Origin of the sequence: Peribacillus sp. YIM B13472, from assembly GCF_042788005.1 — a bacterium.
Lineage (GTDB): Bacteria > Bacillota > Bacilli > Bacillales > DSM-1321 > Peribacillus > Peribacillus simplex_E.
This window is the reverse complement of record NZ_JBHZPG010000016.1, coordinates 1-21,475: the sequence shown is the minus strand read 5'-3', so window position 1 is coordinate 21,475 and position 21,475 is coordinate 1. Positions and strand designations below refer to the sequence as shown.

Below are 21,475 nucleotides of genomic sequence, written 5' to 3'. Positions count from 1 at the left end.
CTACTACGTGTTACAGCATACCTTATAGTAAGTAACACTGGATACCAACAGCACTGAATAGTGAAGTTGCAAAAATATTATTAAGAAAAAAAGTTGACACTTCTGCTACTCGGTGTTACAGTTTAGTTGTAATAAGTAATACTAAATAGCGTGATTACATTACCCAAAAGCTATTCAGTAAAAATTCCCCTCAGAACTAAGTTATAAGTCACAAAATAGAGGAGGCTCTGAACATGGAAAATTTAACTGAAATGCTGAAAGGTTCGCTGGAAGGCTGCGTGCTGGAAATCATCAGCCGCCATGAAACCTATGGCTACGAGATTACCCGCCGCCTGAACGAGCTTGGGTTTACTGAAGTCGTCGAAGGGACGGTCTACACCATCCTCGTGCGATTAGAAAAGAAAAAACTGGTGAATATAGAGAAGAAACCGTCAGATATGGGGCCGCCCCGCAAGTTTTACTCACTTAATGAGGCTGGCCGCCAGGAACTTGAATTGTTTTGGAAAAAATGGGATTTTGTATCATCAAAAATCAACGTCTTAAAGTCAATCTAGCTTCATAAGATATTCCGTACGATATTTTTGGAGTGTCTTGTTCAGCTTTATAAAAAAGGAGGAAAAATAACATGATGGAATTGTTCAAAAAAATGATTGGTGATAAAAAAGAGTATAAAATGATGATGGCACGGGTCGAAGCCCTGCCAGAGGACTACCAGTTTGTATTTAAGAAAATTCAAAACTACATGTGGAATTTCTCAGCGGGAAACGGGATGGATATGCTGCACATGCAGTATGAATTAATCGATTTGTTCGAAGCCGGTGCGGCGGAAGGCAGACAAGTGCTGGAAATCACTGGGGACGACGTGGCGTCCTTTGCCGACGAACTAGTGGCAAATGCTAAAACCTATTTCGCCAAGTATCGTGAAGATTTGAATGAAAGTATCATGAAGCGATTGAGAAAAAATAAATTCAATAGATAATTCCGACTGAATAGCTGGTTACAAATGTGAATTGCCACCTTCGCTATTCAGTTATATTTTTACTCGGTAATAAGTAATACAGATTATCAGTCATACTAAATAGAGGAGAATAGGCAATCTAGTTCCGCTAGGAGCTCGACCGGATAATTACGGATCTTACAAACGGCCTTGCCGCGCTATTAAAAGGAGGAAAAAAGTATGAGCAATGCAGCGATTTCTGTAAAAGGGTTAAAAAAATCCTTTAAAAACAATGAAGTCTTAAAGGGGGTGGATTTTGAGGTACGGCGTGGCGAAATTTTCGCACTGCTGGGCTCAAATGGAGCGGGCAAGACAACGACGGTCAATATCCTCTCGACTCTGATGAAGGCCGATGGCGGCGAAGTAGGTATTTGCGGCTTTGATGTCCAGCGTCAACCGGATCATGTTCGCCAGAGCATCAGCCTGACAGGGCAGTTTGCAGCTTTAGACGGCATGCTCACCGGGCGGGAAAACCTGATGATGATCGCTAAGTTGCGGGGAGTTTCCAATCCCGCTCAAGTCGCCGACAATCTGCTTGCGAGATTCAGCCTGACCGATGCGGCCAACCGCCGGGCGGATAAATATTCTGGCGGGATGAAGCGCCGGCTTGACATCGCCATGAGCCTGATCGGGACGCCAGCAGTCATTTTTCTCGACGAACCGACGACAGGGCTTGACCCCGAAGCGCGGATTGAAGTCTGGGATACCGTCAAGGAGCTTGCTGGCGGCGGCACGACAATCTTGCTGACGACCCAGTACTTGGAGGAAGCCGAACAACTGGCGGACCGTATCGCCATCCTGCATGGCGGAAAGATCATCTCGACCGGGACCCTTACCGAACTCAAGGAGATGTTCCCGCCAGCGAAAGTGGAGTACATCGAGAAGCAGCCGACATTGGAGGAAATTTTCCTCGCGATCATCGGCAAAAAGGAGGAGATGTAAATGAATAGCAAAACAGGGGTATTACTAGGGCGTTTAATGCGCAACATCATGCGCAGCCCGGATACAATTATCACGGTGGCGATTACGCCGATTATGATGCTGCTGCTGTTTGTCTACGTATTTGGCGGCGCCATAGAGACAGGCACGGACAATTACGTAAACTATTTATTGCCGGGAATTTTACTGATGGCTATCGCTTCCGGCGTCGCTTACACTTCCGTGCGGCTGTTTACGGATGTAAAGAGCGGTCTGATGGCGCGTTTTATTACCATGCCCATCAAGCGCTCGTCGGTATTGTGGGCTCACGTGTTGACCTCCCTTGTTTCCAATGCGCTTACTGTCGCGGTGGTTATCCTTGTCGCGCTCTTGATGGGCTTCCGTTCCAACGCTGATATCCTGGATTGGCTCGCGGTAGCTGGGATACTCGGGCTGTTTACGCTAGCGCTGACATGGCTGGCGGTCATTCCCGGATTGACAGCGGGGTCTATGGAAGGGGCGACAGCCTACTCGTACCCACTGATTTTCCTGCCGTTTATCAGTTCGGCCTTTGTCCCCACCGAAACCATGCCTAAAATTGTCCGTGCGTTCGCTGAGAACCAGCCCGTGACTTCAATCGTGAATGCGATTCGTGCCCTCTTGTATGAAGGGTCTGTTGGCAGCGATATTTGGATCGCACTTGCCTGGTGCGTCGGCATCATGGTCATCGCTTACTTCTTCGCCAGTAAAGCATTTAAACGCCAGTTAGGATAAGTTCACCATTACGGGATTGTCCATATCAATAGTCAGCCGATACGATGAATGCATTTGCTATCACATGGAAGGCTGCTTAAATGCCGGGGCAACCATCGATGAAATCATGGAAACCCTCAAAATTGTTGTGATTGGTGGCGGCTCGATCACTTATCCCAATGCGAGATTTGCCATGCATGCTCCGAGTAAAACCGCAAAACTCACGAGTGAAAGCGTGAAACTCACGAGTAAAAGTGCAAAACTCACGAGTAAAAATGCGAAACTCACGAGTAAAAGCGTAAAATTCACGAGTAAAAGTGCAAAATTCACGAGTAAAAATGCGAAACTCACGAGTAAAAGCGTAAAATTCACGAGTAAAAGTGCAAAACTCACGAGTAAATCCGTTAAACTCACGAATAAAAGTACCCAAATAAGAATAAAATAGAAAATTTTTCCGAAAATTCTTCTGAAATTAAAAAAGCGATGCCCCCGGAATTCTGGGGGCATCTTCATTATCATCTTTGCCTTGGGGTGTAATCCAATTCCTTAAATAGTTCCGTCAATTCATCCTCGGTCAGGTCGCGCCATTGTCCGTTCGCCAGTCCGTCCAGATGGATGTTCATGATCCGGATTCGATGTAATTCACGGACTTCGTACCCTAGTGCGGAGCACATACGGCGGATTTGTCTGTTCAGTCCTTGCATCAAAGTGATGTTAAATGTATATTTGGTCAACTGTTCAACCTTACATGGAAGTGTTTTCGTGTCCAAAATCTCCACTCCGGATGACATATCTTTAATGAAGGAAGCGGTAAGTGGTTTATCCACGGTTACGATGTATTCCTTTTCATGTTTGTTTTCTGCACGAAGGATTTCATTTACGATGTCTCCATCATTTGTAAGAAGGATCAGACCGCTTGAGTCTTTGTCCAGGCGTCCGATATGAAAAATGCGAAGCGGATGATTTACAAAATCAACGATATTCCCTTTTATGTGTTTTTCCGTCGTACTTGTAATCCCTATCGGCTTATTCAGTGCAATATAGACATTTTGCTGTTCCACTTTTATCGGCTTGCCATCTACACGAACATCATCACCGGGTTCAGCTTGACTGCCTAGCTCAGCTACAGTGCCATTAATCGTCACACGGCCCTCGGCTATCCATTTGTCTGCGCCTCGTCGCGAGGTAACTCCGGATTCACTGATATATTTATTGATCCTCAACTAAAGCACACCTTTACATTCAGATTTTCTTCTTTAAAGGATAACGTAAATCATGGTGCATAGACAAGGGGAAAAGACAAGAAAGCATAGTTGGTGAGAATTACTGGATGTTCTTTACATGTTCTTCGTGACAGCTGCCTGATATTCCTTTTTCTTTTTGCTTGTCAGGTAGACGCCAATGAAGACAAAAAGACCTCCCAGGATTTGGACCATGGTAATGGTATGACCTAAGATCAGGCTAAGAATGGCGGTAAATACGGCAATCAAATTTAGATAAATTCCAGCCTGGCTAGCATTGATATGACGAAGGGAAATATTCCAGAAAATAAAGGAACCGACAGACGGGAAGATTCCAATATATAATAGACCCTTGATGGCTTCACTGCTTAAATCAAGGTTCATTCCCGAGCCAATGGCGAATGGAGCGACGAGAATCAATCCGAGAAATACGGAAACGGCAGTGGCTGAGATGATCGGAATGTCTTTCAGTTTTTTACCGATCATTGAATAGAAGGTCCAAACGAGAATCGCCAGAATCATCAATAAGTCGCCTTTATTGTAAGTGAGCTGGAAGATATCCAGAAGGTGTCCTTTTGTCAAGACCAATAAAACGCCGAATAAAGATATGATAAGTCCGAGTGCATGGAGGGATGAAATTTTCTCCTTTAACATCAAAGCGGAAAAAAGCACAATTAAGGCAGGGTTCATGGAATTGACAAGAGCGGCATTCATGGAAGTTGTATAGGTCAGAGCCCAATAAAGGAAAAAATTATAACTGATGATTCCGAGCACACCCATGACTAACAGCAATCTCCATTCTTTCCATACACTCTTCCAATTTGGCTTTTCAATCCATTGGGATAAAGGAAACAATAAGAAAATGGCCATTAGCCATCGCGTAAATGTTAGTTGGATTGGTGAAAGTTCGGTCACAACGTATTTTCCGAAAATGTAATTACCGGCCCAAAACAAATTTGCCAAGATAAGAAATAAAATAACAATAGATTTTTTCATCAGACTGCCTCTTCCTTAATTGGTGGAATATTCACTAAATATATCAAAACAGGAGTACCTAAGCAATATAGCGAGCCTAGTAGTCAATTTTTGTACAAGGATGAAACCAAAAGAGCAGGATAAATAGAAAAAGGCCGTTCATGAGCTGAACAGCCTTTTCTCACATCTATGTTAAGCGAAAATGGCACTGATTTCGGCGATTTCATCCATGGTTAAATCGACATCCAATGCTTGTAAGTTGCGTGTGACCTGTTCAGGCTTTTTCGCTCCAGGAATCAGTACATCTATCGAGTGCCGAGTTAAATACCAAGCTAGTACGACATCGGCGACATCGGTATGCTTCCTGTTGGCAATCGCCCGGACTTCTTCCACTTTTTGCAGGTTGCTTACAAAGGCTTGTCCTTGGAAAAGCGGACTTTTTGCCCTGCCGTCCTCGAATGTTGATTCCTGATTATATTTGCCGCCAAGCAGACCGGAAGCAAGGGGGAAATAAGGAATGAAGGAAATATTATTTTCGGCTGTATATGGCAGTAGGTCTTGTTCTGCCTCCCGTTTGAATAGATTGTACTCGGATTGCAACACATCGACATAGCCGTCTTTATTCGCTTCCTTCAATTGTTCGAACGAAAAGTTCGAGACGCCGATTGACTTGATTTTGCCTGCATCCTTCAATTCCTTTAAGGCACCTACTGCTTCATCTTTAGGGGTATCCTCATCAGGGAAATGGATATAGAATAAGTCGATGTAGTCCGTTTGGAGCCTTTTTAGACTCGATTCCACAGCATTTTTCAGAAAAGCCGGAGAGTTATCAAAGACAATGTTGCCATCGGCAAATTTATGTGCCCCTTTAGTGGCAAGGACTATATCCTCGCGTTTGCGACTCTCTTTAAGGATTTCACCGATAAGTTCTTCAGAACGCTCAGGACCGTAAATGTAAGCTGTATCCCAAAAGTTGATTCCCTCTTCCAATGCCGTTCTCAAAACATCCCTTCCTGTATCCTCACTTAGATTAGGGAAAAGGTTATGTCCGCCAATTGCATTCGTGCCAAGGCCAATCGGATTTACATACAGATCTGTTTTACCAATACGGGTTTGCTTAGACATATTACTTATCATCTCCTTTGACCCCATCATAACAAAAAGTGGATGTCGATTTCCAAAATAAAGCAGTGCATGCGTGTACAAAATAAGCAGGTGATCCGTAAAATCACCTGCTTACTTCATTATTATAGTGTTTCGATTTCCAACTCCTCAACCGGAGCTGTTTGTCCGATTTGACTGAGCAGAAGGCCAAAGGCTATACCGACAAGAGCAGGGATGATCCACTCCATGCCGTAGGCAGAAAGGGGAAGGACATCACTCAACGTTTGCACGGGTCCTAATTGTAAGCCGAAAGCATTCAGTCCATCTATCAAGGCGAAAACTCCTGTGAAAGTCATTGCACTGCGATAAACCTTCTTCGGGTTTTTGAAATGACGGCTGAAGAATGTCAGGACAATCAGGACGATCGTTAACGGATATGCCATCACAAGAAATGGTACCGATACTTTCAAAATTTGATTCAGACCCATATTTGAAAGAGTGAAACCGACGATTGTAACAATCAGAATGACGGTTTTATAGTTCAGCTTGGGGAAAAGTTTCGAGAAATACTGTCCGCAAGCAGTCGTCAACCCGACGACGGTGGTGAAGCATGCTAAAGTGAAAATGATGCCGAGAAGGACCTTCCCGCCAGTACCAAGTAAAAGGGTGGATGCGACAGTGAGGATGTCCGTTCCGTTTTCAAATGACCCATCGGCTGCCATGCGTGCTCCCATTACACCTAAGGAGATATAAACTAAAGAAAGCAAAACACCAGCGATGAGACCAGCTTTTACTGTATATCTCGTCAATTGTTTTCGTTCGGAAATCCCCCTTTGCTGGATTGAAGTCAGGATGACGATTCCGAATGCCAAGGCAGCTAGTGCATCCATCGTGTTGTAACCTTCAATGAACCCTTTTGAAAATGCGCCTGCAGCATATGCTTCGGTTGGAGCTTGGAATGGAGCATCAAGCTTTACGAACCCAACGACACAGAGAATGACCATGGACAGAAGTAGAACGGGTGTAATCCAGCGTCCCATGAAGGTTTCCATTTTTTCTGGATTCAATGAAATGGCATAAGCTGTGATGAAAAATATGGTTGTGAAAATGAATAGGAATAGTGATTGATTCATTGAGTCGCCAAAATACGGCTTGAAGCCCATTTCATAGGCAACATTCGCATTTCTTGGAATGGCCAGAAAAGGCCCGATGCTTAAATAGATGACCACCATGAACAACGTGCTGAATAGAGGATGTACACGGGCCCCGATAGTTTGTGCGCCGCCTTTAACAAGTGAGACTGCAAGAAGCACCAAAATTGGCAGGCCGACTCCGGTTACAACAAAACCGGCAATGGCTGGCCAAAAGGAAGTTCCCGAAGATGCTCCTAAAAATGGAGGGAATATAAGATTCCCGGCTCCGAAAAACATTGAGAAAAGCATAAGGCCGATAAATAATGTGTCTGTTTTTTTCATGGTGATTTCTCCTTTTTTTAAAATGATAACTCCCGCCGACTGGCCTGAAAAAGGCTAATTAAAGTGTTTTGTGCAAATAAAAAACTCGCCCCTGAAAAATCAGGGACGAGTTTGTGCTCGCGTTACCACCCATATTCCGCACTTCAAAGAAGCTGCGGCACTCAGTCAACGTACGAATTCATACGTGATCCATTGTAACGGCGGAAACCCGTCAAAGCCTACTGCATTTTCAGCTTTGCATCTCAGAGATGATTTTCGGATAGGCCTTGGACGTCGACTTCCACCACATGTCGACTCTCTGTGGAACAGGGTTCTCATCTTACTCTTTCTCTTCATAGATTTTATAATATAAAGATAATTTAGCAAATTCTGATTATGAAGTCAACATAATTTATCATTAATCCTTTCAAAGGAGCAGGAAATTAGTCCCCATTTGGCGAAACCTCCTTTATCAAGAGTGTTTTTTGAAGAAGAATAGGATATTACTCCCTATTATCTTTCTAATCGCAACTATATTATAATAGAAGGCAGAACACTAAAGGAGACAACAGCATGTCTGAAAATAAAAAATTAAGCCTGGCGGATGCAGTCAAACAAAAACTGGCTCAAAAGCAAGCAGGATCAAGTAAAGATAAACTGGAAACAGGCGTTGTGAAGAAAACGAAACAGCTTAAAAGCCAGTTGACCAAAAAGCCGAATAACCAACGTAAGCGTACAGGGGTATAATCCTAATTCGTCAAAGGACAAGTACTGTTCGGAGCTTATCAGTGAGCAGTTACCTTTTATGAATGAGGGTACTGCTTTTTTATATGAATGCAAAAATGGGGATTAAGTAATGGACGAGCCAGAGTGATTTTTTTTCCCGTTTATAGGTAAGTTGAAGGACTGGGCTTCTGGTCATTTAGAGGGATGGCGAATGGTTCGCTCACTTCTAGCTGATATGTGGTAAAACTAGAAAAACATATTTTCTCGAAAATGGAAATGACATCTCTGTATCGGTTTATTAAAAACATTACAGTTCCAGTTGTTTCTGTTTTAAAATTGTAAGAGTGGTGACATGTTGTTACCATATTGTTTTGCTAAAATAACATTTTAAGGTTTTGTAAATGATTTTTTAACTAAAGGAACCTATAAATTGAATATTAGGTCTGCTATAAGGCTTATAGAATCAGTGATTATCCTTTAATTGAAAATATGAAATATATCGGGGGAATAAAGATGGACGAACGTCTGATCGGAAAAAAATATTATGAAACGATGCTTGAGGATACAAGGAAGCACCCCATCCAAGCTTTGGGTGAAATGTTCCTCGTGGAACAAAAAAAGGAAAGATCTGATTTAACCGCAATTAGATTTGCTCAAGGAGAGGTATATTTTCAGCACCATGACTATGAAGCAGCCATTTTTAAATGGGAGAACATAGAAGGGGAACTTGGCTCATGGGCGAAGAAAAATATTGCTGATGCTTATTTTGAATTGGAAATGTATTCAACCGCAGAGGATATCTATAAATCCGTCGATACGAATGAAGCGGTCTTGAAAACAGAAGTTCTTTTGCAGCTGTTTTCCCTGTACATAGTGGAATCGAGAAATGATTTGGCTTCCAAAGTCGTGAAAGAAGCAGTCGAGTTTCAACCAGACTACCCGAATGTCACTGAAATCGCACGCGCCTTTTTTGAAGAACAAAAGGATTGGAACAGTGCGGTGGTATTAGCGGCGAATGAAAGTATCCGTACAGAGTCAATGGGCTGGTTCGATGTGCTGAAAACGTATATCCAGCAGGGTGTTGCCCAATCGATGGAGCCGGATTATTTCTCAACTGTCCTTGGTTCGCTATACACACTCGACCAGGAACGTTTCGAGAAAATGACGGTTGCCCTTTGGAAAAATTATAAATATACGGATGCTTATTTCGAATGGTTAAGAGTGATTAATAATTTGATAGATACCATCGAATTGAACCATGCGGATGTATGGGATGAGCTTTCCGTCTATTACAGGGATGCATATGCAGGTTTGTTAGAAGGAACGCACCTAATCAAAGAATTAAGTCCTGTCGTGCCAAGGTTGCTGGAAAACTGGCTCAAAATCGCAGACGGGGAGCTTTCGCTGTTTGCGGCGGCATCCACGTTGTCCTGGAATGAAATCTTCCCGGATACGATCAATGCGCTGGTCATTCAGGATGCAGAGAGCCTGCTTTCGAAATCGCCTAAATTGGGAGGCGGACTGGAAGCGGGGGAGAAACTGTTCAATTCCATTATCCAGTGGGCTGAAGATAATGATTTAAGGGTTGGAAATAAGCTTAAATGGATGGTGGAGGGGCTTAAAGATACCAGCAATTTCAATCTCCTTCTTGCAGGAAGTACAGGAAATGGCAAGACATCCTTCATTCAGTCAATCGTTGGAGAGAGCATTGCCGCTGAGGACCATTCTTCCCTAGTCAGTGTCAAAGACGGGGATGATTTGGAAATCCTTGAAATTACCGATACAGATAGCAAAGTTGTCGAGGAGCTAACTGATTTGGATGAAACACGCCGTCAGCGCGGGACTATTGTCGATGTGACAATCATCAGTGACTACCTAAGAAATAATCATTTGCGATTATTGGATACACCGGGGTTCAATGGGGAACAAAGCGTGGAATCCGATTTCCAAGGCTATTTACATGGCAGTGATGGCCTGATGTTCGTTCTTGACGCCCGGGCTCCTTTCACCGGCAGCGAAAGGGATCTGTTATTGGAAATTCAAATGATGGCACCGAAACTGCCGATCCATTTCCTATTAAATAAAATGGATACGATATACAGTGATCAGGTTGCAGTCCGGATGGAAGACGAAACATGGGATAAAGTGAATGCATATTTCCCGAATGCGAAAGTGTTCGCTTTCTCCAAACATTATGACAGCAGGCAGCAATTGAAGGACCTTTCAGCCTTCCTTCAATCGAATTATCAAGATGATAATTGGAAGGAAAGAAGATCTGAAAAAATCCTGGCATTCATTCGTAAAACCTTATCTTATCTATTAGAAAAACGGACAGCCAATGAGCGGAAATGCGAGCATTCCATCTCTTGGAATGAGCAGATGGAAGTCAAACTGAATGGAGCGGTCAATCAACTGGCTGATCTGGAAAAAGAAAAAAGTGAAAATATCATAAGGTCGTATCGTTCGCTTAAGGACGAAGTGAAAAGTCAGCTTTATTCAAAAATTCCTGAATTACTGAGGGATTGCTCTAAATCGTTAACGGAAAGCAGTGATTTCAGTCAGGTCCATGTACAGTTAAACCAGGAAATGAATGAGCGGATTCAAAACTTCATTTCTGACAAGATCATGCCTCAATATTACCGTTCTCTTCAAGACTGGATTGCCAGTTCCCAAATGGAGTTCTCACAAAGCCAGCAGTTCATGGATGAGATGAGTGCCGGATTCAATGAATTATACAAAGAAGAACGGATTACGCTGGCAGGTGACTTCAGGGTATTGGATGACTGGCGCCGTGATGCCGACCGGATGACAAGCAGTATCCGCATCGAAAACGTTAATATCCTTTTGCGCAGGACTCCATCACAATTGCTGCTTAAAGGAGCAGGGAAGCTATTTGGGGCGATACCGCAAAATAAGGCCAATATGTACAATCGTTACAAGAAATACCTGGAAAGTGAAGATTACCTGGATGTTGCCGAAATGATCACGGAACGTTTCCTAACCCAATTTGGATTGTTTGAAAAATCATTGGATCGGGACATCTCACTTTTCTATCGCAGTTCATTTGCCTTACTTCAAAAAACGATAGAGCAGACGCAGACTGAAATAAAAGACTACCAGGCTGCATTGGAGCATATGAAAGAAAATCCGGAAGTTTACCGTGATCCGATCACGTTGTTCGAAGTGAAATTAAGGCAGTTGGAGAGGCTTGAAAAAATCGAGAAAAAGCGTTTAGCCCAGCTTCAAAGAAAATAAAAATAACGGGAAACATTTCAAATATTCAAAAATCTATTGACTTTACGACTATATCCCTATAAAGTGATAATTACGAAAACGTAACACAATATATCTCTTATCAAGAGTGGCGGAGGGACTGGCCCTAAGATGCCCAGCAACCGTTCCATTAGGAATTGGTGCTAAATCCTGCAAAACAGAAATGTTTTGACAGATAAGAGAGGGACAAGTCTGCAAAACAGCCGATTAAACCTCTCTATATTAGAGAGGTTTTTATTTTGGGATTTACACCGACTTAACTGATAAGACTAATGAGAAAACATGGAGGGAAACAAGATGAGAAGGTCTATTAAAGGGATATTCATTTCTGCCATCGCTTCGGCTTTGCTTTTAACGGGTTGCTCTGCGGGGCAGAGTTCCACAGAATCGAAGAAAGAAGAAAAAGTATCATTTGAAAATGTCCCGGAGAGATTTGCTGATGGCGATGGAGCCAAAATCAAGGTGATCCGTAAAATTGGCGGTGATGATCATACTGCCCAATACCTGGCGGGGGCGAAAGAAGAAGGAGAAGCACTGGGGTTTCAAGTCGATACGTACACAGCCAATGGTGATACGGCTAAATTCCATGATGCGATAGCACAGGCTTTGGAGGAAGATTACGACGGCTATATCATTTCACATGGTGATGATGTTGCAACTGTAAATGACGTTCAGAAGTTGGTTGATGCAGGTAAAAGCGTTGTCACATTCGATTCAATAAGCGATTTATCTAAAATAGAGGGCGTGACATTAACTTCACAGGATGATGAAGCGTTGGCAACACTGGCTTTTGATAAATTGATAAAAGAGCAGAATGGTGAAGCGGCAATTGCATATCTTTGGGTGGATGGTTTTCCTCCAATGGTAAGAAGAAATGCAGTCTATCAGGAAAAATTAAAAGAAAATCCTGGAATTAAAGAAGTCGAAAGATTCGGAGTGGCATCAGCTGATACTTCGGTTCAGACACAAAATGCTGTAGCCGCAATGCTGAATAAATACCCTAAAGGTAAATTGGATGCGATTTTCGCAACATGGGATGCCTTTGCCATCGGTGCAGCCCGGGCGATTAAAGAAGCGGGCCGCGATGAAGTGAAGATATATGGTATTGATGTATCTAACGCAGATCTCCAGGAAATCCAATCGGCTGATAGCTCATGGTCCTACACCGCAGCAGTCGATCCCAAGTTGATCGGTGCAGTGAATATGAGGATATTGGCTAAAAAATTAGCGGGCGAAGAAACGCCGCAAACCTATGACTTAGAGGCTTCACTCATTTCACAAAAGCAAGTCCAAGCTTCAAAGGAAGCGGTAAACATGGCAAATCTGTCTGGTATTGTCGATGGCTGGGGTGTATCGACGGAATTTGAAGAAGATTGGATGAAAGTTTTGAAAGATCATTATAAAAAGTAAAAAGAGACACTCTCTTTCAAGTAGAAGGGAGTGTCTGTTCAATAAGGGGGAATGGACATGGGCACGCAACTAGAAATGAAGAAGATTTCGATTGAATTTCCGGGGGTGAAGGCGCTGAGTGAAGTTGATTTTTCCGTACAATCAGGGACAGCCCACGCATTGGTCGGTGCAAACGGAGCAGGGAAATCGACGTTAATGAAAGTTTTATCGGGAGCCCATGTTCATTATTCAGGTGACATTTTTATTGATGGGGTGAGGCGGGATATCCGCTCGCCAAAAGCGGCACAGGAACAAGGCATTCAAATTGTTTATCAGGAAGTGGATACAGCCCTCATCCCTTACTTAACGGTTGGGGAAAATGTAATGTTGAATGATATGGTCCAAAACATGGGAAAAAAACAGAGGGTCCAATGGAAAGAGCTGCACAAACAAGCCTCTCATATTCTTGAAGATATGAAAATTCGTGTCCCTTCGAAAAAGCTGGTAAGAGACCTTACCTTGGCTGAAAAACAGATGGTCCTGATAGCAAGAGCCGTTTCGACAGAATGCAAATTCCTGATTCTCGATGAGCCAACTGCTCCGTTAAGCCATACGGAGACGACAGAACTTTTTCGAATTGTAAATGAATTAAAGCAAAAAGGCGTGGGAATCATTTTCATTTCACATCGTCTGCCTGAGATTTTTGAAATCTGTGAAGAAATTACGATCATGAGAAATGGGGAGCGTGTCACTTGTCGAAAGAAGGAGGACATAACCCGTAACGAAGTGGTAGAGAATATGCTCGGTAAAACCATGGAAGACCAGTTTCCAGAAGTGAATGCTTCGATCGGGGACGTAATTCTGGAAGTGAACGGATTGTCAGATGCCGAGAAAGTCAAGAATGTCAGTCTGAATATTAAAGCAGGCGAGATAATCGGCTTGGCAGGTTTAGTCGGGGCGGGAAAAACGGAGCTGTGTAAAACCCTATTCGGTCATACTTCGATCACAGCGGGTGAAGTCATCCTGAATGGTCGAAAGCTTTCTTTGAAATCACCGCACGAAGCAGTAAAAAGCGGTCTGGCACTTGTACCTGAGGAACGCAGGAAAGAAGGGGTCCTTGTTCAGGAATCAGTCTCGGCGAACTTGACTGCAGCCAGTCTCGGCAAATTCTGCAAGACGTTCAGTTTCGTGGATCGTAAGGCGGAAAAAGAAAAGGCGAAGGAAATGATCGCAAGTCTCGGCATTAAAACTCCTTCAGGGGAAGTGAATGTCGAAAACCTTTCAGGTGGTAACCAGCAAAAAGTTGCCATCGGAAAATGGCTTATGGCCGATGCGGATGTATACATATTCGATGAACCAACGAAAGGGGTCGATGTTGGAGCCAAGAAGGATATATTCGAATTGATTGCAAAGCTTGCAAGGAATGGGAAAGCGATCATTTATGCCTCATCCGAGCTTTCCGAAATCATTGGCATCACCAACCGGACATATGTGTTATATGACGGGAGCACTGTCATCGAATTAGAAACGAGCAAAACGAATGAAGAAGAACTACTATTCTATTCAACAGGAGGAAAATAGGATGAGCATACCCATTCCTGTTACACAGACAGCGAAAGCGAAGAAAAAGCTGGAACTATTCGACTTTTTCTATAAATACGGTACAATATTGACGATTATCATTCTGATTGGGATTTTTGCCGTGTCCAATCCATCTTTCATTCAAACGAATAACCTGATCAACATCCTGCGTTCCATTTCAATCGTGACCATCATTGCGATCGGCATTACTATATCCCTGACCGTGGATGGCTTCGACCTTTCCGTCGGCTCCGTCGCATCATTGGCCAATGCCATCGTCATATCAATGTTTGTCTGGTTTTCGCAGGATACATTAATCGCCATATTAGCTGCGATCGGCGCCTCGCTTGTCGTAGGGGCTTTGAATTCATTCATGATCGTTAAATTGAGAATTCCCGACATGCTGATGACATTGGCTACCATGTTCATTATCCAGGGAATTGCCCTTACCTATACAAAAGGGGCCACGGTTTCGCAAAATATGGTCATGCCCGACGGAACATTCGCAACAGGACTGATCAGCCCGTTTTTCGCCAAAATTGGTCAGGTACCATGGATAATCCTGATCATGGCAGTCATTGTGATTGCGACCCATATCTTTTTGACTTATACGAAGCACGGTCGTTATATGTACATTATTGGGGGAAATAAGGAAGCGGCTAGACTTTCCGGGATATCGGTCAATAAATACAAAATCCTTGCCTATCTGCTTTCAGCTCTATTAGCTGCAATCGGGGGGATTGTCCTAGCTTCAAGGGTCATGACATCGGAAATCAATTCAGGGTCCCCCTATTTAATGGATGCCGTCGCAGCAGCCTTCATTGGTTCCTCCGTTTTAGGAGCGGGAAAACCGAATGCCTTTGGAACCTTTGTCGGTGCAGTCCTGATCGGAATCCTTCAAAATGGGTTGATCATGATGTCCGTTCCGTATTATGCGATGGATATCGTCAAAGGAACAGTGCTGGCCCTTGCACTCGCGGTAACCTATTACAAGCAAAAACATTAAAATGAATTCGTTACGTTACTCTACAGATATCCAAAAATATGAAAAAATCCTGTTGTAATGCAACAGGATTTTTCCTTTTTAAAAAGGGATGGGTTAAGGAGATCGTCATCCTTTTACTTACGCTAAAATGGTGGCAGGAGCACTTTTTGAACCCTCATTGTTGGAGTATAAAGATTGACCGCAATTGTAATTTTTATAGGGACCTTATTTACCTTTTAATAAGATTGATAATGATCTATTGTAAAGTATGAACATTCATATCATATACTTATCTAAAGGAGAGTGTAAACTTATGCGCGAAACCTGTGTTCCGGCTGGTGTGAAACCAAATGAAACTGGCTTTGGATATACGCTGTCCTTGATAGGCGGCAAATATAAAATGATCATAATGTATTGGCTGTCTGAAAATAAGGTCATGCGTCATAATCAGCTGAAGCGAAGTATCGGTACCATTTCCTTTAAAACGCTAAGCATCATGTTAAAAGAGTTGGAGGCAGACGGCCTTATCATACGCAAGGAATTTCCCCAAATACCTCCAAAAGTAGAATATTCATTATCTGAACGTGGTCTATCTCTCATCCCATTGTTAAATATGATGTGCGAGTGGGGAGAGAAAAACAGTTTGCCAGTTCAGGAGACTAAACAGCAGTAGGTGTAGCTATTTTGATTAAATCAAAAGAAGTATTTCCCTGACAAGAAAATACTTCTTTATGAACTGCCTATTATAGGTTATCGACAAAATTCAAATAATCTTGTGCGCTTTTTTCCAATTCGCTCACGGATGGCTCATTTTCAGCACCATAAAACGCAAAGAATGAACGATAATCTGCATTGCAGTATAGGAAGGTAGTTTCAAAGGGAGATAATAAATGTTCAAGTGTATAGCGATATCTTCCTTCTTCACTATAATCCTCTTCGTTAATTCCGGCAGATACAGCTAAAGCAGCTTTGCGATTCTTTAATTTATCGCCTCCATTTGAACCATAAGCCCAACCATAAGTAAAAACATCGTCAAGCCATCTTTTTAGGAGAGGCGGACAATTAAACCAATAAAAAGGGAACTGTAAAACAAGATTACTATGCGATTCGATTAATTGCTGTTCTTTTTCCGCATTAATGTTTCCGTCAGGGTAAACCTTATACAATTCGTGTACTGTATACTTTTCCGGATATTTCCTTAGCGCTTCTACCCATCGCTTATTTATGACGGATGTTTCTAGACTGGGGTGTGCTACGATAACGAGAGTTTTCAAAGATTTCTCCTCCTTAATTATTATTTATTAAGTATAAAGTGCACTCTGCAAGTGCGTAAGTATGCACTTTTAGTATAGGTACTTACCTAAAGGAGAGTGTTAAATCAGGTTTAACTAAAAAAACGATCTGCAAATTCCAATATAAGAAAGATATTAATAAGGGAATCTTAAAAGGTCAGATAGACACGCTCATCCTGTCACTTATACATAGGAGGGATATGTACGGCTTTGAATTAGCCCAAATTGTTCGTGTAAGAAAATATTACAGACTTACATCAGTGGGTGAAGAAGGCTTTAAACAAAAGCGCCTGGAATGGGAATTTGTAAGAGATGTGATTGATTCCTTTTTAGATTGGGGGCCAGACTTTCCGGAATATCAGTTAATACGTATCTGCTTTCAGCTCTATTAGCTGCAATCGGGGGGATTGTCCTAGCTTCAAGGGTCATGACATCGGAAATCAATTCAGGGTCCCCCTATTTAATGGATGCCGTCGCAGCAGCCTTCATTGGTTCCTCCGTCTTAGGAGCGGGAAAACCTAATGCCTTTGGAACCTTCAGCGGTGCAGTCCTGATCAGATTCCTTCAAAATGAATGATCATGGATGCGATGGATATCATCAAAGGAACAGTTCTTGTCCTTGCACTCGCGGTAACCTATTACAAACAAAAACACTAAAATGGATTCGTCCCGTTAATATGACTAAGTGATAAATCTGTATGTGGATGATTTAAGAGACTGGTAACTCGCGGTGATTTTTACGAAAGATTAAGCAGAAAGAAAAGAGGGTTCTTTTTACCCCTCTTTCCACACTTATTTCAATATCCAAATGTTTAAAAAAGTAAATACACTCTCTATATTGTGTTTTTATAAATGACTTTGTTGACATCGTGTCTTACTGTTTTGTGACCTTCCTTAATTCCTTTTCCCATGGCAATAAGCATGACATCTAAATACCTATCAGAAATTTTTAAGGCTGATTTTAACTGTTTAGAATCATACCCGGACATTGTAATCGTTTCAAGACCTGCTTCGTTCGCCAATAAAAGCAACGACATTGATGCCAGGCTTGCGTCTCTTGTTAATTCGACCTTTAAATCTTCTTTAGATTTATTTAGATAATAATTGATTGCCGCGTTTGTTAGATGGTCTCTTAATGATGCGTCAAAATAACCTTTTTGAAATCCATCCTCATGTATCATTATGATATTTTCTTTCTCAAATGCTTGATAATCACCTAGTACAACAATTAGTACTGATGCTTCAATTACCTGTTGCTGATTAAAAGCGATGGGGAGTAATAAATTTTTTAAATATGGTTCATCTATAACCAGATATCGTGTTGCTTGAATATTGTTTCCGTTAGGCGATTTACTGGCTCCTTCAATAAATGTCGCCAAAGTTTCTGGACTAATTTTATAATGGGGATCATAATGCCTTACGGAACGTCTTTTTTCTATTATCTCTCTTACACTCATCGTGTTCACTCCCAAAATGTTCTATTTGCTTCATAATTCGATTATAATGGACCATGACGTAGTAGAAAATAACGCACAATAAAGTGGCATAGCCACCTTTATGTGCCTATTCAGGAGGAATGAATAATGAAGAGTCTGAATACTGGAATAAATATTTTCATGAATACTGTAGGAGGAAAGTGGAAATGTTTAATCCTCTTTTTTCTGAGTCAAAAACCAATGAGAACGAAAGAGTTTTATATTCTAATACCGGCCATTACCCAGAAGGTCTTAACTGACCAATTAAAGCAGTTGGAAAGAGATGGGCTTGTCCGAAGAGAAGTATATAAAGAAGTGCCGCCAAAAGTAGAATACAGTTTAACTGAGTTAGGTCAATCCTTTGTACCTGTATTAAATACAATGTGTGAATGGGGCAATACATATGCAGTCGAACAAAACCTCGAAAGACAAGAACAAATCTGCTGTCATCATAAATAAGTAATAGATGCATGGTGTGTGTTGCCTTACTTCAACTGGGAGTATGGCTTTTCCTTGGGTTTAAAGTGACCTGTAGTTGCATAAGATTTTTTTTTCTTTATAATTAGTACCAGGTATTAATATCAGTTATAAAATTGATGCGATTCATAACACGAGGTGGTTATTTTATGTTCAAATCCAAAGCACGTATTACTGCGATAGGTTCTTATGTTCCAGAAAAAAGGTTAACAAATAAGGACTTAGAGAAAATGGTTGAAACCAATGATGAATGGATTGTTAAACGTACTGGTATTAAAGAGCGAAGAATTTCACATGAAGAAGAGTTTACTAGTGATATAAGTTATAAAGCTGTAAAGGATTTAATGGAACGGTATGATAAATCTGTCGAAGATGTTGATATGATTATTGTCTGTACCTTTACACCTGATTTCAACACTCCGAGTGTAGCTTCTTTAGTCCAAGCAAAGCTAGGTATTAAGAATACTGGAGCTATTGATTTAAACGCTGCTTGTGCAGGATTTACTTATGGGTTGCATGTAGCTAATGGATTAGTAACATCTGGTTTAAACAAGAAAGTTCTTGTTATTGGAGCTGATACTTTATCTAAAATTATGGACTATGAAGATCGAGCCACTTGTATTTTATTTGGAGATGGTGGAGGAGCAGTTCTTGTAGAATATGATGAAAAACAGCCAAGTTTTATTTCTTCACATTTATATTCGGAAGGAGAAGGCGGGAAAAATTTATATAGTACAAACCTATCGACACGTATAAATGGTGAAGACTTGAATAATAGTGGTAACCTTGTTCAAAATGGACGTGAGGTTTATAAATGGGCTGTTACTACTGTTCCAAAAGGAATGCAAACTGTGATGAAAAATACTGATTTTCATTTGAATGATGTTAATTGGTTTGTTCCGCATAGTGCAAATTTAAGAATGATTGAGTCAATATGTGATAGAAGTGGTTTTCCAATTGAGCGTACTTTATATAGCTTAGTGGAGTATGGAAATACTTCTTCAGCAACCATACCATTATCTTTAGATCAAGGAGTAAGTGAAGGAAAGCTCAATAATGGTGAGAAGATTTTATTATATGGTTTCGGTGGTGGTTTAGCACAAGCAGGATTGCTTATCAATTGGACCCTATAACGCTTTTTTCTGCTATTGATCAGCAGCTTTGTTCTTATTGATCTAAAGGGCCAGTTTAAGTTAACAGGATACCAAAATAACAAAAGACACCGTACTAATAGGTATGGTGTCTTTGAATTATCTTAAGGGATTTCAAAATCTCCAAATGGGCGGAAGCCCGCCTTTAGTAAAAAGTGTGGGTTGGTTAGTCATAAGGTGAACAGTGAACAGGGCCAAAATATCATGTTTACTCCTATATGTAGCGGGAATGCTATTTACAGTAAATATCCCTGAAATTTGAGGAGGAAATTTTAACATGCTTGATGCTAAGACCATAGAAATCGTTCAGTCAACAGCACCTGTTCTCAAGGAACATAGTAAACCAATAGGAAAGAAATTCTATGAATTACTATTTTCAAAAGCTCCTGATTTGTATAACCTTTTTAACCAAACGAACCAAAAAAGAGGAATTCAACAGGAGGCTTTGGGGTATGCTGTCTATGCTGCAGGTAAACATATTACGAACCTTGAAGCGATAAAACCTGTAATTAAAAGAGTTACTGAGAAACATCGTGCCATAGGGGTCAAGCCTGAACAGTATCCGGTTGTAGGTGAAACGTTGCTTCAAGCAGTTAAAGATGTGTTGGGTGACGCAGCCACAGATGAAATCATAGAGGCATGGGGAAAGGCCTATGGCTATATTGCAGATGCCTTTATTGAGATTGAAAAAAACCTTTATGAGGAAACAGAACATCAGCCTGGTGGATGGGAAGGATATCGAAGCTTCAATATCGATAAAAAGATAAAAGAAAGTGATGTGGTAACCTCCTTTTATCTAAAGCCTACAGACGGAAAACCCTTTGCCTCCTATCATGCTGGGCAATACCTAACACTTAAGGCTGAAATTCCTGGCGAGAAATATACGCACATACGCCATTACAGTCTTTCGGATTCACCTGGCAAGGATTACTACCGAATTAGTGTTAAACGTGAAGATGTCCATGGAGATGCTCCATCTGGAATTGTATCTAACTATTTACATAGACAGCTGCAAGTTGGAGATACGCTGCAATTTTCTGCTCCTGCAGGTGACTTCGAACTGGATAACACCGATTTACCCGTTGTTCTAATTAGTGGCGGTATTGGAATTACACCTTTGCTTTGCATGTTAAACACCATTATAGAAAAGCAACCACAACGTCAGGTTACGTTTATCCATGCAACAAGCAATAGTCAAACACATGCTTTTAAAGACCATCTGCAACAAATAGTGAATGAACATCAAAATATAAAATCATTTGTAGTCTATGGTACACCAACAGAAGCCGATCGAACCTCTGGACATTTTGATAAAGAAGGATACGTAGGTTTAGACTTCCTGCAATCTATCGTTCCATCAAAAGAAGCTAATTTTTATTTCTGCGGACCTATTCCTTTTATGGAAGCAATCAATGAGGCCCTGAATAAATGGAGTGTATCGAAAGACCATATTCATTATGAAGTATTTAGTCCACTCGCTATTTTAGGAGAAAAATAAGTAAACTAAATTTGTGAATAAAAAGGGTCTTTCATTGAAGTGAACCCGAAAAGTTAGGCACTTTATTTAATTATGCAGCCTTAAGGGCATGAACCCGGTAATCTACCGTGCTCATGCCTTTCTTACGATTAGTCAATGTCTTTGTTTGAATTAATTTATTAGTATTTAGAATGTACAGAGTGTTCA

20 protein-coding genes, 2 pseudogenes, 1 riboswitch and 1 other annotated feature are annotated in these 21,475 nt (G+C 41.5%); of the genes and pseudogenes, 15 read left to right on the top strand and 7 right to left on the bottom strand.

Features of this window, described 5'->3' with window-relative positions:
• Positions 1 to 233 precede the first annotated feature (233 nt).
• From ACFX4I_RS13875 to ACFX4I_RS13855, 5 genes and pseudogenes are all read left to right on the top strand, one after another.
• Positions 234 to 554, top strand: coding sequence for a PadR family transcriptional regulator (locus ACFX4I_RS13875; RefSeq protein ID WP_016131412.1), 321 nt, complete (start codon positions 234 to 236; stop codon positions 552 to 554).
• 71 nt (positions 555 to 625) lie between these two features.
• On the top strand, positions 626 to 979 hold the full coding sequence (locus tag ACFX4I_RS13870) for a DUF1048 domain-containing protein (RefSeq protein ID WP_377421291.1): 354 nt from the start codon (positions 626 to 628) through the stop codon (positions 977 to 979).
• A 198-nt stretch (positions 980 to 1,177) separates the two neighbouring features.
• The gene (locus ACFX4I_RS13865; protein ID WP_377421289.1) at positions 1,178 to 1,939 is read left to right on the top strand and encodes an ABC transporter ATP-binding protein; all 762 of its coding nucleotides are present in this window, start codon (positions 1,178 to 1,180) and stop codon (positions 1,937 to 1,939) included.
• Positions 1,940 to 2,689 (top strand): ABC transporter permease, encoded by a 750-nt coding sequence (locus tag ACFX4I_RS13860; RefSeq protein ID WP_230303813.1) that lies wholly within the window; start codon positions 1,940 to 1,942, stop codon positions 2,687 to 2,689.
• A 64-nt stretch (positions 2,690 to 2,753) separates the two neighbouring features.
• Positions 2,754 to 2,801 (top strand): annotated as a pseudogene (locus ACFX4I_RS13855) (carboxymuconolactone decarboxylase family protein); the annotation flags it as partial.
• Positions 2,802 to 2,839: 38 nt separating this feature from the next.
• Here ACFX4I_RS13855 and ACFX4I_RS13850 read toward each other — a convergent pair.
• From ACFX4I_RS13850 to brnQ, 5 genes are all read right to left on the bottom strand, one after another.
• A complete protein-coding gene (locus ACFX4I_RS13850) occupies positions 2,840 to 3,082 on the bottom strand; it encodes a hypothetical protein (RefSeq protein WP_377421378.1) in 243 nt (80 codons plus the stop codon).
• 101 nt (positions 3,083 to 3,183) lie between these two features.
• Positions 3,184 to 3,891 (bottom strand): 23S rRNA pseudouridine(2604) synthase RluF, encoded by a 708-nt coding sequence (gene rluF / locus ACFX4I_RS13845; protein WP_230303811.1) that lies wholly within the window; start codon positions 3,889 to 3,891, stop codon positions 3,184 to 3,186.
• 114 nt (positions 3,892 to 4,005) lie between these two features.
• Positions 4,006 to 4,905, bottom strand: coding sequence for a DMT family transporter (locus ACFX4I_RS13840; protein WP_377421286.1), 900 nt, complete (start codon positions 4,903 to 4,905; stop codon positions 4,006 to 4,008).
• 171 nt (positions 4,906 to 5,076) lie between these two features.
• Positions 5,077 to 6,009, bottom strand: coding sequence for an aldo/keto reductase (locus ACFX4I_RS13835; RefSeq protein WP_144527863.1), 933 nt, complete (start codon positions 6,007 to 6,009; stop codon positions 5,077 to 5,079).
• Positions 6,010 to 6,131: 122 nt separating this feature from the next.
• Positions 6,132 to 7,463: a branched-chain amino acid transport system II carrier protein gene (brnQ, locus tag ACFX4I_RS13830; RefSeq protein WP_283932517.1), complete on the bottom strand. Its 1,332-nt coding sequence runs from the start codon at positions 7,461 to 7,463 to the stop codon at positions 6,132 to 6,134.
• A 98-nt stretch (positions 7,464 to 7,561) separates the two neighbouring features.
• Positions 7,562 to 7,808 (bottom strand) — a binding site (T-box leader).
• A gap of 207 nt (positions 7,809 to 8,015) precedes the next feature.
• Here brnQ and ACFX4I_RS13825 point away from each other — a divergent pair.
• The 6 genes from ACFX4I_RS13825 to ACFX4I_RS13800 all read left to right on the top strand — a co-directional run bounded on the left by ACFX4I_RS13825 (position 8,016) and on the right by ACFX4I_RS13800 (position 16,069).
• Positions 8,016 to 8,189: a hypothetical protein gene (locus tag ACFX4I_RS13825; RefSeq protein ID WP_164468807.1), complete on the top strand. Its 174-nt coding sequence runs from the start codon at positions 8,016 to 8,018 to the stop codon at positions 8,187 to 8,189.
• Positions 8,190 to 8,681: 492 nt separating this feature from the next.
• Positions 8,682 to 11,423, top strand: a complete 2,742-nt coding sequence (locus ACFX4I_RS13820; RefSeq protein WP_283932518.1) for a GTPase domain-containing protein — start codon at positions 8,682 to 8,684, stop codon at positions 11,421 to 11,423.
• A gap of 94 nt (positions 11,424 to 11,517) precedes the next feature.
• Positions 11,518 to 11,623: riboswitch (SAM riboswitch) on the top strand.
• Positions 11,624 to 11,738: 115 nt separating this feature from the next.
• Positions 11,739 to 12,851 (top strand): sugar ABC transporter substrate-binding protein, encoded by a 1,113-nt coding sequence (locus ACFX4I_RS13815; protein WP_377421283.1) that lies wholly within the window; start codon positions 11,739 to 11,741, stop codon positions 12,849 to 12,851.
• Between the two features lie 57 nt (positions 12,852 to 12,908).
• Positions 12,909 to 14,411, top strand: a complete 1,503-nt coding sequence (locus ACFX4I_RS13810) for a sugar ABC transporter ATP-binding protein (RefSeq protein ID WP_230304015.1) — start codon at positions 12,909 to 12,911, stop codon at positions 14,409 to 14,411.
• 1 nt (position 14,412) lies between these two features.
• Positions 14,413 to 15,417: an ABC transporter permease gene (locus ACFX4I_RS13805; protein WP_230304016.1), complete on the top strand. Its 1,005-nt coding sequence runs from the start codon at positions 14,413 to 14,415 to the stop codon at positions 15,415 to 15,417.
• A 292-nt stretch (positions 15,418 to 15,709) separates the two neighbouring features.
• Positions 15,710 to 16,069, top strand: coding sequence for a winged helix-turn-helix transcriptional regulator (locus ACFX4I_RS13800; RefSeq protein ID WP_034305910.1), 360 nt, complete (start codon positions 15,710 to 15,712; stop codon positions 16,067 to 16,069).
• Positions 16,070 to 16,139: 70 nt separating this feature from the next.
• Here ACFX4I_RS13800 and ACFX4I_RS13795 read toward each other — a convergent pair whose 3' ends face one another.
• Positions 16,140 to 16,670 (bottom strand): NAD(P)H-dependent oxidoreductase, encoded by a 531-nt coding sequence (locus tag ACFX4I_RS13795; protein WP_275728715.1) that lies wholly within the window; start codon positions 16,668 to 16,670, stop codon positions 16,140 to 16,142.
• A 358-nt stretch (positions 16,671 to 17,028) separates the two neighbouring features.
• Between ACFX4I_RS13795 and ACFX4I_RS13790 the strand changes: the two are divergent.
• Positions 17,029 to 17,345, top strand: a pseudogene (locus ACFX4I_RS13790) (ABC transporter permease subunit); the annotation flags it as partial.
• Between the two features lie 176 nt (positions 17,346 to 17,521).
• On the opposite strand, the gene ACFX4I_RS13785 reads toward ACFX4I_RS13790, so the two are convergent.
• Positions 17,522 to 18,145, bottom strand: a complete 624-nt coding sequence (locus tag ACFX4I_RS13785) for a nitroreductase family protein (protein ID WP_309519391.1) — start codon at positions 18,143 to 18,145, stop codon at positions 17,522 to 17,524.
• Between the two features lie 126 nt (positions 18,146 to 18,271).
• On the opposite strand from ACFX4I_RS13785, the gene ACFX4I_RS13780 reads away from it, so the two are divergent.
• From ACFX4I_RS13780 to hmpA, 3 genes are all read left to right on the top strand, one after another.
• Positions 18,272 to 18,622 (top strand): winged helix-turn-helix transcriptional regulator, encoded by a 351-nt coding sequence (locus ACFX4I_RS13780; RefSeq protein ID WP_230304019.1) that lies wholly within the window; start codon positions 18,272 to 18,274, stop codon positions 18,620 to 18,622.
• Positions 18,623 to 18,789: 167 nt separating this feature from the next.
• Positions 18,790 to 19,773: a ketoacyl-ACP synthase III gene (locus ACFX4I_RS13775; protein WP_309519392.1), complete on the top strand. Its 984-nt coding sequence runs from the start codon at positions 18,790 to 18,792 to the stop codon at positions 19,771 to 19,773.
• 295 nt (positions 19,774 to 20,068) lie between these two features.
• A complete protein-coding gene (gene hmpA, locus ACFX4I_RS13770) occupies positions 20,069 to 21,289 on the top strand; it encodes an NO-inducible flavohemoprotein (protein ID WP_377421279.1) in 1,221 nt (406 codons plus the stop codon).
• The last annotated feature ends 186 nt before the right edge of the window (positions 21,290 to 21,475 follow it).

Coding starts and splice junctions, on each gene's coding strand:
- ACFX4I_RS13875 (WP_016131412.1), top strand. CDS start 234: ATGGAAAATTTAACTGAAATGCTGAAAGGTTCGCTGGAAGGCTGCGTG.
- ACFX4I_RS13870 (WP_377421291.1), top strand. CDS start 626: ATGATGGAATTGTTCAAAAAAATGATTGGTGATAAAAAAGAGTATAAA.
- ACFX4I_RS13865 (WP_377421289.1), top strand. CDS start 1,178: ATGAGCAATGCAGCGATTTCTGTAAAAGGGTTAAAAAAATCCTTTAAA.
- ACFX4I_RS13860 (WP_230303813.1), top strand. CDS start 1,940: ATGAATAGCAAAACAGGGGTATTACTAGGGCGTTTAATGCGCAACATC.
- ACFX4I_RS13840 (WP_377421286.1), bottom strand. CDS start 4,905: ATGAAAAAATCTATTGTTATTTTATTTCTTATCTTGGCAAATTTGTTT.
- ACFX4I_RS13835 (WP_144527863.1), bottom strand. CDS start 6,009: ATGTCTAAGCAAACCCGTATTGGTAAAACAGATCTGTATGTAAATCCG.
- brnQ (WP_283932517.1), bottom strand. CDS start 7,463: ATGAAAAAAACAGACACATTATTTATCGGCCTTATGCTTTTCTCAATG.
- ACFX4I_RS13825 (WP_164468807.1), top strand. CDS start 8,016: ATGTCTGAAAATAAAAAATTAAGCCTGGCGGATGCAGTCAAACAAAAA.
- ACFX4I_RS13820 (WP_283932518.1), top strand. CDS start 8,682: ATGGACGAACGTCTGATCGGAAAAAAATATTATGAAACGATGCTTGAG.
- ACFX4I_RS13815 (WP_377421283.1), top strand. CDS start 11,739: ATGAGAAGGTCTATTAAAGGGATATTCATTTCTGCCATCGCTTCGGCT.
- ACFX4I_RS13810 (WP_230304015.1), top strand. CDS start 12,909: ATGGGCACGCAACTAGAAATGAAGAAGATTTCGATTGAATTTCCGGGG.
- ACFX4I_RS13805 (WP_230304016.1), top strand. CDS start 14,413: ATGAGCATACCCATTCCTGTTACACAGACAGCGAAAGCGAAGAAAAAG.
- ACFX4I_RS13800 (WP_034305910.1), top strand. CDS start 15,710: ATGCGCGAAACCTGTGTTCCGGCTGGTGTGAAACCAAATGAAACTGGC.
- ACFX4I_RS13785 (WP_309519391.1), bottom strand. CDS start 18,145: ATGAGTGTAAGAGAGATAATAGAAAAAAGACGTTCCGTAAGGCATTAT.
- ACFX4I_RS13780 (WP_230304019.1), top strand. CDS start 18,272: ATGAAGAGTCTGAATACTGGAATAAATATTTTCATGAATACTGTAGGA.
- ACFX4I_RS13775 (WP_309519392.1), top strand. CDS start 18,790: ATGTTCAAATCCAAAGCACGTATTACTGCGATAGGTTCTTATGTTCCA.
- hmpA (WP_377421279.1), top strand. CDS start 20,069: ATGCTTGATGCTAAGACCATAGAAATCGTTCAGTCAACAGCACCTGTT.